General features: G+C 34.9%; 9 protein-coding genes. All 9 read left to right on the top strand.

Annotated elements, in window-relative coordinates; all coding sequences use genetic code 11:
• The first annotated feature begins 106 nt into the window (after nucleotides 1-106).
• The 9 genes from BM183_RS09425 (at nucleotide 107) to BM183_RS09385 (ending at nucleotide 13,560) form a co-directional block, all read left to right on the top strand.
• Nucleotides 107-763, top strand: coding sequence for a DUF4194 domain-containing protein (locus BM183_RS09425; RefSeq protein WP_091686430.1), 657 nt, complete (start codon nucleotides 107-109; stop codon nucleotides 761-763).
• Nucleotides 723-4,082 carry an ATP-binding protein gene (locus BM183_RS09420; RefSeq protein ID WP_091686428.1) on the top strand — a complete coding sequence of 1,120 codons (3,360 nt, stop codon included), beginning with the start codon at nucleotides 723-725 and terminating at the stop codon, nucleotides 4,080-4,082. Before BM183_RS09425 ends, BM183_RS09420 begins: the two co-directional genes overlap by 41 nt.
• Nucleotides 4,060-5,241, top strand: a complete 1,182-nt coding sequence (locus BM183_RS09415; RefSeq protein ID WP_091686427.1) for a Wadjet anti-phage system protein JetD domain-containing protein — start codon at nucleotides 4,060-4,062, stop codon at nucleotides 5,239-5,241. The genes BM183_RS09420 and BM183_RS09415 overlap by 23 nt, the downstream gene beginning before the upstream one ends.
• Nucleotides 5,242-5,722: 481 nt before the next feature.
• Nucleotides 5,723-9,154: a pyruvate carboxylase gene (locus tag BM183_RS09410; protein WP_091686425.1), complete on the top strand. Its 3,432-nt coding sequence runs from the start codon at nucleotides 5,723-5,725 to the stop codon at nucleotides 9,152-9,154.
• Between the two features lie 101 nt (nucleotides 9,155-9,255).
• Entirely contained in the window at nucleotides 9,256-9,840 is a 585-nt protein-coding gene (locus BM183_RS09405) for a hypothetical protein (protein ID WP_091686424.1), read from the top strand.
• Between the two features lie 321 nt (nucleotides 9,841-10,161).
• A complete protein-coding gene (locus tag BM183_RS09400) occupies nucleotides 10,162-10,470 on the top strand; it encodes a hypothetical protein (RefSeq protein WP_091686422.1) in 309 nt (102 codons plus the stop codon).
• Nucleotides 10,471-10,591: 121 nt separating this feature from the next.
• Nucleotides 10,592-11,977, top strand: coding sequence for an AmmeMemoRadiSam system protein A (amrA, locus tag BM183_RS09395; RefSeq protein WP_091686420.1), 1,386 nt, complete (start codon nucleotides 10,592-10,594; stop codon nucleotides 11,975-11,977).
• Nucleotides 11,974-12,804 (top strand): AmmeMemoRadiSam system radical SAM enzyme, encoded by an 831-nt coding sequence (gene amrS / locus BM183_RS09390; RefSeq protein ID WP_091686419.1) that lies wholly within the window; start codon nucleotides 11,974-11,976, stop codon nucleotides 12,802-12,804. Before amrA ends, amrS begins: the two co-directional genes overlap by 4 nt.
• Nucleotides 12,805-12,852: 48 nt before the next feature.
• Nucleotides 12,853-13,560: a M48 family metallopeptidase gene (locus BM183_RS09385; RefSeq protein WP_091686417.1), complete on the top strand. Its 708-nt coding sequence runs from the start codon at nucleotides 12,853-12,855 to the stop codon at nucleotides 13,558-13,560.
• The last annotated feature ends 67 nt before the right edge of the window (nucleotides 13,561-13,627 follow it).

Genomic DNA, 13,627 nt, shown 5'->3' with positions numbered 1-13,627 from the left:
ATATTCCTTATTTGGGATGACTAGACAATATATTTGTTTAGATAAATTACATACCTATATAAAAATGATATAGCAATCAAATATAGTAGAACAGAAAGGATAAAATATGTTTCCATATTACAATGAACTCCTGGATGAAGAAAAAGAAGAATTAACAGAAGCCATTAAAATATTAATAAATCAGACATTTATGCTGGAGCGAAAATACGATAACAAAACCGAACGTTATCTTCCCAATAGGGTTTACCGTATTTGCGAAAGACATTTAGATTTTATAAAAGAATATTTTAAAATATCGGATATTGATGTAATTGAAAACCGCCAATTTAGTGTTATTTATTTAAAATCTAAAAACCTGCAAGGAGAGAAATTAAGTAAATTAACAACTATTTTTATTTTGATATTAAAACTTATATTTGATGAACAAATGAATGTAGCCTCTAATTCCATTCATGTATATACAACGTTAAATGATGTCTATGAAAAGATACAACTTTTTCGTTTATGGAACAATAAATCCATATCACCTACGGAAGTACGGAGAACCATAACTGCACTAAAGAAGTATCAGATTATGGAAATTCTGGATGAAATGGGCAACTTGGAGGGTGACACCAGATTTATTATATATCCAGTTGTTAATTTGGTACTGGATGGACAAGCCATTGCCGGTATTATAGAGCAGTATCAGGAGGAAGAGGAAGAAGAGGAGGAACCGCTGGATGGACAGATTTCAATCACTGACCAGGATGTGTCTGAATAATTGGCACTATATCAATGAAAAGGTATTGTCTTTTCATAATGAAATCAATTTCTTTACCGGACATTCAGGAAGTGGTAAGTCCACCGTATTGGATGCTTTACAAATTGTGTTGTATGCAGACACTAATGGCCGGGGCTTTTTTAACAAGGCAGCTAAGGAAGATTCTGACAGAACCTTAATAGAATACCTTAGGGGAATGAAGGTGGTTCAGGAAGATAACAAGATTAGTTATCTTCGTAACAAAAACTTTTCCTCTACCATAGTTTTGGAGTTTCAGGATACGGAAACCGGAAAATATCAAAGTCTTGGAGTAATTTTTGATGTTGATGTGTCTGTAAATGATATTAACCGTATGTTTTTCTGGCATGGAGGAAAACTTTTGCCTAATTGCTATAGAGATGGTGAAAGAGTATTCTCAGTTAATGAGTTAAAAGAGCATATGAAAGAAAATTATTCAAAAGAAGAGTACTACTTTAGCAGAACTAATGAAAAATTCAGAAATGAATTATATAGTAATTATTTTGGAGGATTACATCCAAAGCATTTTCCAGCACTTTTTAAAAAGGCCATACCCTTTAAGATGGATATGAAGCTGGAGGAATTCGTAAAGAATTATATTTGTACAGAAAATGACATTCATATTGAAGATATGCAGGATAGTGTAGCCGGGTACACAAGGTTAAAAAGAAGGCTGGAAGATACCAAAAATGAAATCCGAATCCTTACACAGTTACATGATCAGTTTGAGAAGTACCGGATATATGCGGATCGTGCTATCCAGTATCAGTATAATATAGATAAATTGGATATTAAGAACCTGGAAGGAAAACTGGAATATATTCAGAGAAAACAACTGGATTATGAACAGGATGTTTCCCTATTGGAACAATCCATAAAAGGGTTGGAAGAAGAACTGGTAATTATTCAAAAGCAAAGAGATGAAGTAATGTTAACCATTCAAAATAGCGGCTATGATTCTCTTGAAGCTGAATTAAAGGCACTAAATCAGGTACTGGAGTTTATGTATCGTAATAAGGCTGCCTATGATAAAATTGCCGATGGATTAAAGTGCTGGTTAAATACAGAATTACTAGAACCGGCTGTGCAGGAAGGAATACTTCATTTTAGTGATTATGAAGTATCTTCCTATGAAATAGAACAAATCAAATCCGGTATTATGGAAATTCGACAGGGACTTCAACAGGACAAAGAAGAACTGTCATTGAAACTTCAGGAGTTAAAGAATTCTATTATCGGTATAACTAAACAAATTATCACCCTTCAACATGGACAAAAGGCTTATCCGGCGTATTTGTTAGAAGTGAAGGATTTTATAAAAAGAAAGTTGGAAGAACACTACGAAGAGCCTGTACAGGTTGATGTGTTGGCAGATGTTTTGGAAGTAAAAGATGAACGTTGGCTTAATGCTATAGAAGGATATATGGGAAACAATAAACTTGGACTAATTGTACCACCTCAATATGCCAAAGAAGCCATGAAGCTTTATCAAAGTCTGGATCCGAAAAAATACTATAAAGCAGCGGTTATTGATACGGAAAAAGTATTAAAAGATAACAAAGTTATTATGAAGAAATCTCTTGCTGAAGAGGTGGAAACAGACTTAGAATATGCAAGGGCTTATGTGGATTTTCTATTAGGAGCAGTTATAAAATGCCATAATATAGAAGAACTTCGTGAAAATAAGAGCGGAATTACAGCGGATTGTATGTTATATCAAGGATTCAAACTACAGCATATTAACCCCCGCAATTATACCGAGTATGCCTATATTGGGCGAAGTTCCATTGAAAGAAGATTAAAACAGCTGGAGCATGATGTATCTGAATTACAGAAACAGAAAAGACCTCTGGACGAGCAAATACGAAAACTTACGGATGTATTAAATTATGAAACCTTAACAGAAGAAACAGATTCCTTAATTCAAAAATTAAAGGAAATCCATGAGATCGGGAAACAGGAAGAGAAGAAATGGGAGTACCAGCGAAAAATTAAGGAATTAAAAGAAAAAGACATTGATGCACTAATAGAAAAACAACGCTTATTAGAAGAGACCATCCGTTCTAAAACAAAACAGAAAGAGTCGGCCGGAGTTGATTTAAGAACAAAGAATCATGAGTTAAATAGCTTTAAGGATACACTGCTTGCTTTAAATGAAGAACTGCTTCAAAAACAAAATGTATTTTCACCAGAGGAATCCAGAGAAGCCTCATATGATTCTTTCATGAAAGAACAAGGCTACAGAAAAGCCGATAGTATCCGTTTTGAGCTGCTAAATAAAAAGCAGGATAGCGAAAGAAAAAGGGAAGAAGAATTTAACAAATTAGTTTTAAAAAGAGAGGAATACCGTAACGCCTATTCTTTCCGGGGATTTTCTTTAACCTCTAAAGATAATGAAGAATATAATCAATTACTGGAAAACTTAATAAGCGATAAATTAAGCGAATATACAGAGAAAGCCAATGAACAGGCAAAACAGGCTGTTTATCATTTTAAAACAGACTTTGTATATAAAATCCGGGATGCTATAAAAGAAGTAATGCAGCAGAAAGAGGATCTAAACCGTATACTGGCACAACTGGACTTTGGTAAAGATAAATACCGGTTTATTATTACCAAAAACAGAGGTGAAGATGGGAAGTTCTACGATATGTTCATGGACGAGAATCTGGACATTAATCCTCACCAACTAGCAGGCAAAAATGATAACCAAATGGATATATTCAGCTTACAGCATGAGAAAGATTACAGTGATTTAATCAACGAATTAATTGAATTATTTATGCCTCCGGAAAATAGTGATCCAAAACTATTAGAGGAAGCAAGAATCAATATGGAGAGATATGCTGACTACCGAACCTATCTGTCTTTTGATATGGAGCAGTTAGTAGAGGGGATGCCCCCGATGCGCCTAAGTAAAATGCTTACCAAGAATTCCGGCGGTGAGGGACAGAACCCGTTGTATGTTGCCTTACTGGCAAGTTTTGCACAGGTTTACCGCATTAATCTGAAAGCGAACATAAGAAGAAGGCCTACACCAAGACTTGTAGTATTAGATGAGGCATTTTCCAAAATGGATGCAGAAAAGGTTGGCAGCAGTATCCGATTAATACGTAAACTGGGATTCCAGGCAGTTATCAGTGCTACCAACGATAAGATTCAAAATTACGTAGATAATGTGGATAAAACTTTTGTCTTTGCAAATCCTAATAAAAACCGTATCTCAATACAGGAATTTGAGAAAAAAGAATTTCAGGAATTGTTAACTGTGGAAAGTGATGGAGAAGATGAAACTGCTTGATTTTATTATAGAACAATATGAAAGAAGTTCAAAGTGGGATAATGAAACTTCTGGTAATGCAAGTTTTCGGATTGAAGAAAAGCATTATAAAATTATTGGTAAAAGTGCATTAATAGAAGAGGCTAAAGAGTTAGAAAACTCTGATCTGCTAAAAATTAGATGGGTGAAAGGTTATTATAATATTGATATTGAAAAAGTAGAATATCCATTATCAAACATGGCTTACTTTTATCAAATATCCAAGCGAAAACCAAAATATATAGCTGTGGCTGAACAAAAAGATATGGTAATGAAATATTACCTTACCTTTAAGAAACCATGGATTCGAAGCTATATTGAGTCAGAAGTACTACCGAAACTGGAAAAGGGAGATTATGAAAAGAAACCCGAAAAGATGGAACAGCTTTATCAATGCCTATCCGGGTTGGACCGGTTGGAAAGCCCTATATTTAAGAGAGTATTTAGCAAGCGGTATTTAAACAACTCCAAGGTATTTGAAAAAGAACTTCAAAAAAAGATTATCGGTATTGCCAGGAAATATGGGGATTTCGTTGAAGATACCATGGATTATTCTATGGAAGATTCGGATGTACTTAACCAGCTCTACATTGAGGAATACTCACAGGAACTTAATATTAAAGGAAAGCTACGAATAAAGGTAGAAGGAAGCTTAATTGATACAGGCTGCTTTCCTTATGGCACAGTACTGAATTCCCAGACGATTAAAAATGCGATTATATTGGATAATCCTCAGATTACAAAGATATTAACCATTGAGAACAAAGCTAATTTCACAGCAGAACCAATGGAAGAGGGGACACTGATTATATTCTCTCATGGCTACTTTTCACCACTGGAACGGAACTTTTTAAAAGAATTAGCTGATAATTTATCAGGGCAGCCAGTTACCTATCTGCATAGCGGAGATTTGGACTTTGGAGGTATTTGTATATTCCGGTATATAAAAAAACAAATATTCCCTCAGGTAAAGCCATATAGAATGGATAAGGATATATTTAATAAGTATAAAAGTTTCGGGGAACCCATAGAAGAAGTTAAATTGGAAAAATTGAAAAAATTGGAAGAACCTATGCTTCAGGAATTAATTAACTTAATCATTAAAACAGGACTGGTAATAGAGCAGGAAGCTTATTTATGATTTAGTTTTATAATTTATTAATTACATAATTTCTGACCGCCAAATCCGCATGCACTAAAGTATTCTAATCCCTTATATTTATGCCAAATTTCTTTATATAGAGATTCTCGATGCTGCTTGATACTAAGAGCACTTATATGGAAAAAATCTTCTAATCATGGTAGAAAAATAATATTCATCTTTACCACCTCATTTAACATAATAATTATAAATTCAATGCTGCTGGTAATTTTTATATTTGTATGAAATCTATTATTATATTTTTATTATATTATCACTACCTAATGTACCGATATTTACCAATTAAAATGAAGTTTATTATCTTAAACTTTAAATACCTATTAATACAGTAAATATTAAAGAAAAAAATTTACACTTGAAGTATGCAGATTTCTCCGCTATAATAGAACAAATTTGACTTGTATACACGTATTATAAAATACCGTAATTCGTATATGTTATAGACCGGAGGAGGTTCACAATGAAATTTAAAAGAGTAATGGTAGCAAACAGAGGAGAAATAGCCATCCGAATATTCAGAGCCTGTAATGAGCTTGGAATCAGAACGGTAGCTATTTATTCAGAACAAGATAAGTATTCCTTGTTTCGAACAAAAGCAGATGAATCTTATCAAATAGGAAAGAACAAAGGACCTATCGAAGCGTATTTAAGCATTGATGAAATAATTAAAATTGCTTTAAAGAAAGGTGTAGATGCTATTCATCCAGGTTATGGTTTTTTATCCGAAAATCCTGAATTTGCAAGAAAATGTGATGAGGCAGGAATCGTTTTTATTGGGCCTACCGGATATATGATGGATCAGCTAGGTGATAAGATTCAGTCTAAGATTGTTGCCAAAAAAGCCGGTGTACCAACCATTCCGGGAGTAGAAAGACCCATTCAGTCAGAGGAAGAGGCAAAGGAATTCGCGGCTTCCTGTGGTTATCCTGTTATGTTAAAGGCAGCAGCCGGCGGTGGTGGAAGAGGAATGAGAATAGTACATAGCGAAGAAGAACTGATTCCTTCCTATCATAGTGCAAAAAGTGAAGCGAAAAAAGCCTTTGGAATTGATGATATATTTATAGAAAAGTATTTGGAGAAGCCAAAACATATAGAAGTACAGATTCTTGGTGACAATCATGGCAATATTGTTCATCTTTACGAAAGAGATTGCTCCATTCAGAGAAGGCATCAAAAAGTAGTTGAATTTACCCCGGCTATATCTATTTCAGATGAAAAACGGAAAGCCATCTGTGAAGATGCAATTAAAATTGCAAAACAAGTAAATTACCGTAGTGCAGGTACAGCAGAGTTCTTAGTAGATGTTAATGGGAACCATTATTTTATAGAAATGAATCCAAGAATCCAGGTGGAACATACGGTTACTGAAATGGTCACCGGAGTTGATATTGTGCAGGCTCAGTTATTCATTGCCCAGGATTATGAACTGGGTTCTAAAGAGATAGGAATTATATCTCAGGAAGATGTAAAACCTAGGGGTTATTCTATACAATGTAGAATTACTACAGAAGACCCGGCGAATAATTTCGCACCGGATACCGGAAAGATTGATATATATAGAACATCTTCTGGTTTTGGTGTGAGACTTGATGGTGGAAATGGATTTACCGGAGCAACTGTCAGTCCATACTATGACAGTTTACTGGTAAAGGTAATATCTCATGGAAGAACCTTTGAAGATGCTATTCGAAAAGCTACCCGTTCCGTAAAAGAAACTACCATCTCAGGCATAAAAACCAATGCTTCATTCATTCTCAATGTATTAAATCATGATACTTTCATAAAAGGCACCTGCGATACTAATTTTATTGCAGAGAACCCGGAACTTTTAGATATATCTCCCAAAAAAGATAAAGAATTAAGAGTATTAAGTTACCTTGGAGATATGATTGTAAATGAAGGTAAGTGTAAATTAAAAGAATTTGATGTACCTGTAGTTCCTAAAGTCCGGATTCCGGAGGAATTAACGGGAACCAAACAAATATTGGATGAAAGAGGGCCGGAAGGACTTACACAGTGGATTAAGGAACAAAAGAAACTTCTGCTTACGGATACTACCATGCGTGATGCTCAACAATCATTAATGGCAACAAGAGTTAGAACAAGAGATATGCTAAAGATAGCAAAACCCACTTCTGTTCTTGGAAAAGATTTGTTCTCCCTGGAAATGTGGGGAGGTGCAACCTTTGATGTATCTTATCGTTTCTTACATGAGTCACCATGGGAAAGATTGCAGGAATTAAGAAAGAGAATTCCTAACGTGTTATTTCAGATGCTTCTTCGTGGTGCCAATGCAGTAGGTTATAAAAACTATCCGGATAATGTAGTAAAAGAATTTGTAAAAGAGGCAGCAGTTTCCGGAATAGATGTATTCCGAATCTTTGATTCTTTGAACTGGTTAAAAGGTGTGGAAGTTGCCCTTGATGAAGTACTTAAGGCAGGTAAAGTGGCAGAAGTTGCTCTCTGCTACACTGGTGATATACTGGATAATTGCAAAGATAAATACAATCTAAAGTACTATGTGAATAAGGCGAAAGAAATAGAGAGGATGGGTGCCCATATTCTTGCGATTAAGGATATGTCAGCCTTGTTAAAACCATATGCTGCCTATGAATTAGTGAAGGCATTAAAAGAAGAAATATCCATACCAATACACTTGCATACCCATGATACAAGTGGTAACGGTGTTGCTGCTGTTCTTATGGCAGCGGAAGCAGGAGTGGATATAGCGGATACAGCTTTTAACAGCATGTCGGGACTTACCAGCAGCCCTGCATTAAACTCCATTGTTGCTGCTTTAGAACATACCGGAAGAGATACCGGAATTAATAATGATAACGTTCAAAAAATCAGTGATTATTGGGGCGCTGTAAGACCGGTATACAATCAATTTGAATCTGATCTAAAATCGGGAACTGCTGAAATATATAAATATGAAATTCCGGGGGGACAATACTCTAACTTAAAACCTCAGGTAGAGAGCTTCGGACTTGGCCACAGATTCAATGAAGTAAAGCAAATGTTTAAAGAAGTCAATACACTTCTTGGTGATATTGTAAAGGTTACTCCTTCTTCCAAAATGGTGGGTGATTTAGCCATATTCATGGTTAAGAATGATTTAACTGCAGAAAATATATATGAAAAAGGTAAAGAACTTTCTTATCCCGATTCTGTAGTAGATTATTTTAAAGGAATGATGGGGCAGCCGGAGGGAGGATTCCCGAAAGAACTTCAAAAAATAGTTCTGAAGGGAGAAGAACCAATTACTTGCAGACCGGGAGAACTTCTGCCACCGGAGGATTTTGAAAAGGATAGAAAGTATCTCCAGGATAAGTACGGAATTAATCCAACACACAGACAGGTTCTATCTTATGCACTGTATCCAAAAGTATTTGAAGATTACATTAAGTTTAAGATGGAATATGGTGATCTTAGCAGGATGGGTAGTGATATTTTCTTCCATGGCCTCTACGAAGGAGAAACCTGTGAAATTGAAATTGAGGAAGGTAAGACTTTAATTATTAAGTTAATTAATATTGGAAAGCCCGATGGAGAAGGAAATCGAAATCTTGTATTTGAGGTTAATGGCTTTAGAAGAGAAATTAAGATAAAGGATAAAAACACCATAACCTCAGGTAAGGGAACAGAAAATTTCTTACAGATGGCTGAGCCGGATAATAAGCTGGAACTTGGAGCAAGTATTCCGGGAACTGTCCTGAAAGTCCTTGTAAAAGAAGGAGATGAAGTGAAAGAGGGGCAAAGTCTTGCAGTAATAGAAGCTATGAAGATGGAAACCAATGTAATAGCTTCTGTTTCGGGCAAGGTTGAAAAAGTAGCAGTTAAAGAAGGGCAGCAAGTTAAAGCAGGAGAGCTTCTAATTAAATTGCAATAAAAGAGTAACTTTTGCCAATCAGACGGAAAAACAATATCATTAACAATTTGAATCGAAAAAGCATATTATATAAAGAATGATAAAAAAATAGAGAATTTAATATGGATGATGTAAACTATTCTAATGGTGCACCAGGGGATGATATATTTATTTTTATACAAGATGGATTAATAGAAAATATATATAGAGATAATAGAACCGGTTATGTAACAATTTCCTATAGTCTTTCGGAAGACTTCGATATGAATATGCAGATTGTTACCTTAATAGTAAGCCGAGGTACCAGAATAAGAGATCAATTTGGACGACATCTAAGATTTCAGGACTTAAGGGAAGGAATGATAGTTGATGCTGTAATTTCTTCCATTATGACAAGAAGTTATCCACCTCAGTCAAATGCATTTATTATAACAGTAAAAAACTCGGAAATACCATATGATGTTACAGTGGACAGAATAATAGAGGTAGACCTGGACAATAGCTTCCTTTATACAGGAGATCCCAATGATATGTTAGATCAGATGAGATTTGTTGTTACCGATTCAACCATTATTTTAGACAATCGTGGTAATATGATTCAATTAGAAGATCTTAGGCCTGGTCAAATGGTAAGAGTAGAACATGCAATCTTCCAGACAGCAAGTATTCCCCCCCAAACAACTGCATTTTTGATTCAGGTATTATAATAGTGCTGATGCAGTAAACAGAATTAGCACTGCAAAGTAATATAATTCTTATATGAATGAAGCCACATTCTTGGTAACACTTTATCAGGAATGTGGTTTTTTATTTAGAAATAAATCATAAGGAACAAAATCATAAGGAATAAAATATATGAATACAAAACTTTTACTGCTATTTAGATTACAGTCTGTTATAATCATTTTATAAAGGGCTTTAATAAGAAAAGAATACAGTAAGAACTTTTGAGTTGAATCTGATATATGAAATGACAGCAAGATACCTGTTATTAGAATAAATATAATATATTTGTTTATGGAGGAATAATGGAACGGTTAACAAAGAAAATTGATAAAAAAGTATATATAACAGAAAGTAAAAACCTACAGCAGGTACAAGGCTTCAATAACGAGAAAGCATGTACCGATGTTTATTCCGGTGAGGCAATTAATAAACTTGCAAAGTTTGAAGATCTTTATGAATATTTAATCTTAAGTCAGGAAGAAACTATAGAAAAGATTGAAAAACTTCGAAAGGAAGACAAGACCAATACGGTTACCTTTAAACAACTGTTGGCAAAGAAGATGACTAATGAAAATTTTTTAAACTTGTTTCATATTTATGGTGTAGAATAAATGGTATGGCTTTATTTCAAGAGCATAAGAACTGTCTTGAGAAAATACTGTGACTGTATATACTATACCAAAATAGGAGAAGTTTATACCTTTGCCATATTATTATGAGAGGAGTTTTTACATGTCAATTATTCATACATTTATAGTTCCTCATCCACCTCTTATTATCCCTGAGATTGGTAAGGGAGAAGAAAGCAAAATATCTGAAACAATTAAGGCTTATGATGAGATAGCTGAAAAAATTGGTGACTTAAAACCAGATACCATAGTGATTACTACACCCCATTCCATTATGTATGCAGACTATATCCATGTTTCCCCAGGTAAAGGTGCAAAGGGTGATTTCAGGGAATTTGGGCAGCCTAATGTATCATTTGAAACAGAGTATGATGTCCAACTGGCGGATAAGTTATCTGTCCTGGCAGCAAATGAAGGAATACCAGCAGGAACTCTGGGAGAAAAGAAGAAATCCCTGGATCATGGCACTATGATACCATTATATTTTGTAAATAAATATTATAAGGATTATAAGGTAGTCCGTTGTTCCATATCCGGCTTGTCCTTTGAAGAACATTATCAATTTGGAAAGTGTATTAGTAAAGCAGCAGAGGAATTAGACAGAAAAGCAGTACTGATTGCCAGCGGCGATTTATCTCATCGATTAAAGGAAGATGGACCTTATGGATTTGCTAAGGAAGGACCTATATTTGATAGGCAGGTTACTTCGGCAATGTCTCATGGTGATTTTCTTGCATTTTTGAACTTTGATATGGATTTTTGCCATAATGCTGGGGAATGTGGACTTCGCTCCATTATTATAATGGCCGGAGCATTGGATGGAAAAGCTGTAAAATCTCAGCTTCTTTCTTATGAAGGCCCATTTGGGGTAGGTTATGCCGTAGCAGCATTTGATGTTATAGGAGATGACAATGAGCGGCATTTTGACCGGATTTATAAACAGAAAGAGGAACAACGGTTAAACCATCTAAAGGAAAATGAAGATGAATATGTGAGATTAGCCAGAAGATCCCTTGAAAGTTATATTCTCCATAACAAAAGAATAGACAAGCCAAAGGATTTGTCCAAAGAGATGGTGAATCAAAAAGCTGGGGTATTTGTTTCTTTAAAAATGAAGGGCCAGCTTCGAGGTTGTATTGGAACTATTGCCGCCACTACAGATTCCATCGCAGATGAAATTATACAGAATGCAATCAGTGCTGGTTTAGAGGACCCTCGTTTTTCTCCGGTTAGTTCCGATGAATTAGCTGAATTGGAGTATTCTGTAGATATTCTTGGAGCTTCAGAACCAATTAAATCCATAAGGGAACTAGATACTCAGAAATATGGAGTAATCGTATCCAATGGTTATAAAAGAGGCCTGCTCTTGCCAAACCTGGAAGGAATCAATACACCGGAAGAACAGGTTAATATTGCACTAAAAAAAGCAGGGATCAAACCAACCGAAAGCTATCAGATGGAAAGATTTGAGGTGGTGAGACATAAATGAACAAATTAGTATGTAATATATGCCCCCATCATTGTAATCTGGCAGAAGGACAAATTGGCTTATGTAAGGCAAGAAGCAATGTAAACGGTGAAATAACCGCTATTAATTATGGAAGGATAACCGGCATTGCATTGGATCCTATTGAAAAGAAGCCTCTTAAAATGTTCTATCCGGGAAGTGAAATATTATCGGTGGGAAGTTTTGGATGTAATTTTAAATGCTCCTTTTGCCAAAATAATGATATTTCTATGGCAGGTAAAAATGAATTAGATACTCAATTTGTAACACCTGAAGAACTGATTCAGCTGGCATTGGAGCTAAGGACCAAAGGAAATATTGGTATTGCCTATACTTACAACGAACCTTTGGTTGGTTATGAATATATAAGAGATTGTGCTATATTGGCAAAGGAAAATGGACTGAAAAATGTAGTGGTTACAAATGGTTGTTTTTGTGAGGAACCAATGAGAGAACTTCTCCCGTATATTGATGCTCTAAACATTGATTTAAAAGGCTTTACAGAAGAATTCTATCATAATATAGGCGGATCTTTGGAGACGGTAAAAGACTTTATCAGACTGGCTATTAAAACAAGTCATATAGAAATAACTACCCTTGTCATTCCGGGAGAAAACGATAGTGAAGAAGAAATAAGAAGCTTGTCAAAATTCATAGCTTCTGTAAGTAAAGACATACCCCTTCATTTAACAAGGTTTTTCCCCCGATACAAGATGTTGAATAGAAACGCAACAGAAGTAAGTTCTGTGTATAAACTGGCAGATATAGCCAGGGAATCTTTAAACTTTGTTTTTGAAGGTAATTGTTAGGGATTGAGCAATGAATTGATTTAGGAAGGTAATGAAAAGAGACAGTATATGATACATGAGTATAAAAATGAAACAGTAGATTACAATATAATATTTAAAAAACGAAAGACCATGGGAATCTATATTGATATATATGGACATATTGAATTAAGGGTGCCTAAGGGAACCTCACAGGAAAGTATCAGACATTTATTAGAATCAAAATGGGATTGGATTCAGGCCAAATCAAAAGAGCAAAAGGAAAGAACAAATGGATTTAAAGAAAAGGTTTATAATGAGGGTGAAACCTTTCTTTATTTAGGAAAATCCTATCCTATCATCATTACAATTGATGAAAATATAAAGCAAGATTATGTATTATTGGAAGATGATAAACTACATCTATATGTTAGAGAACAAGAAGACGACAGAATAAAGCAGGCGCTGAAGCGGTTTTATTATCAGCAATGTAAGACCTTGGTAGAAAAAAGAATTAAATTATATCAAAGCAATTTTAAAATGAAGCCACGTTCCATCCGGATTTCCGATAACAAAAGCAATTGGGGAACCTGCGACTCCAAATTGCAACTGACTTTTAACTGGAAACTGGCAATGGCACCAATGGACTCCATTGACTATGTTGTAGTTCATGAAATGTGCCATATGGTTCACTTAAATCACGACAGGTCATTTTGGCGTTTGGTAGGGAAGATACTTCCGGATTATGAACAACGTAAACACTGGCTAAATCAATCCAGTTGGAAAATGGTTATTTAACAGGGCTAAAAAACAGACTAGCCTATAATCTGCTAATATGGTAAAAATTAAAACATACTTGACTTAA

This window comes from Anaerocolumna aminovalerica (genome assembly GCF_900115365.1).
GTDB lineage: Bacteria > Bacillota > Clostridia > Lachnospirales > Lachnospiraceae > Anaerocolumna > Anaerocolumna aminovalerica.
Note: the sequence above shows the minus strand (reverse complement) of the source record. Positions and strands in the feature narration are given on the sequence as shown.

Excerpts from the sequence above, each read along its gene's own strand:
- BM183_RS09425 (WP_091686430.1), top strand. The coding sequence starts at position 107 with ATGTTTCCATATTACAATGAACTCCTGGATGAAGAAAAAGAAGAATTA.
- BM183_RS09420 (WP_091686428.1), top strand. The coding sequence starts at position 723 with ATGGACAGATTTCAATCACTGACCAGGATGTGTCTGAATAATTGGCAC.
- BM183_RS09415 (WP_091686427.1), top strand. The coding sequence starts at position 4,060 with ATGGAGAAGATGAAACTGCTTGATTTTATTATAGAACAATATGAAAGA.
- BM183_RS09410 (WP_091686425.1), top strand. The coding sequence starts at position 5,723 with ATGAAATTTAAAAGAGTAATGGTAGCAAACAGAGGAGAAATAGCCATC.
- BM183_RS09405 (WP_091686424.1), top strand. The coding sequence starts at position 9,256 with ATGGATGATGTAAACTATTCTAATGGTGCACCAGGGGATGATATATTT.
- BM183_RS09400 (WP_091686422.1), top strand. The coding sequence starts at position 10,162 with ATGGAACGGTTAACAAAGAAAATTGATAAAAAAGTATATATAACAGAA.
- amrA (WP_091686420.1), top strand. The coding sequence starts at position 10,592 with ATGTCAATTATTCATACATTTATAGTTCCTCATCCACCTCTTATTATC.
- amrS (WP_091686419.1), top strand. The coding sequence starts at position 11,974 with ATGAACAAATTAGTATGTAATATATGCCCCCATCATTGTAATCTGGCA.
- BM183_RS09385 (WP_091686417.1), top strand. The coding sequence starts at position 12,853 with ATGATACATGAGTATAAAAATGAAACAGTAGATTACAATATAATATTT.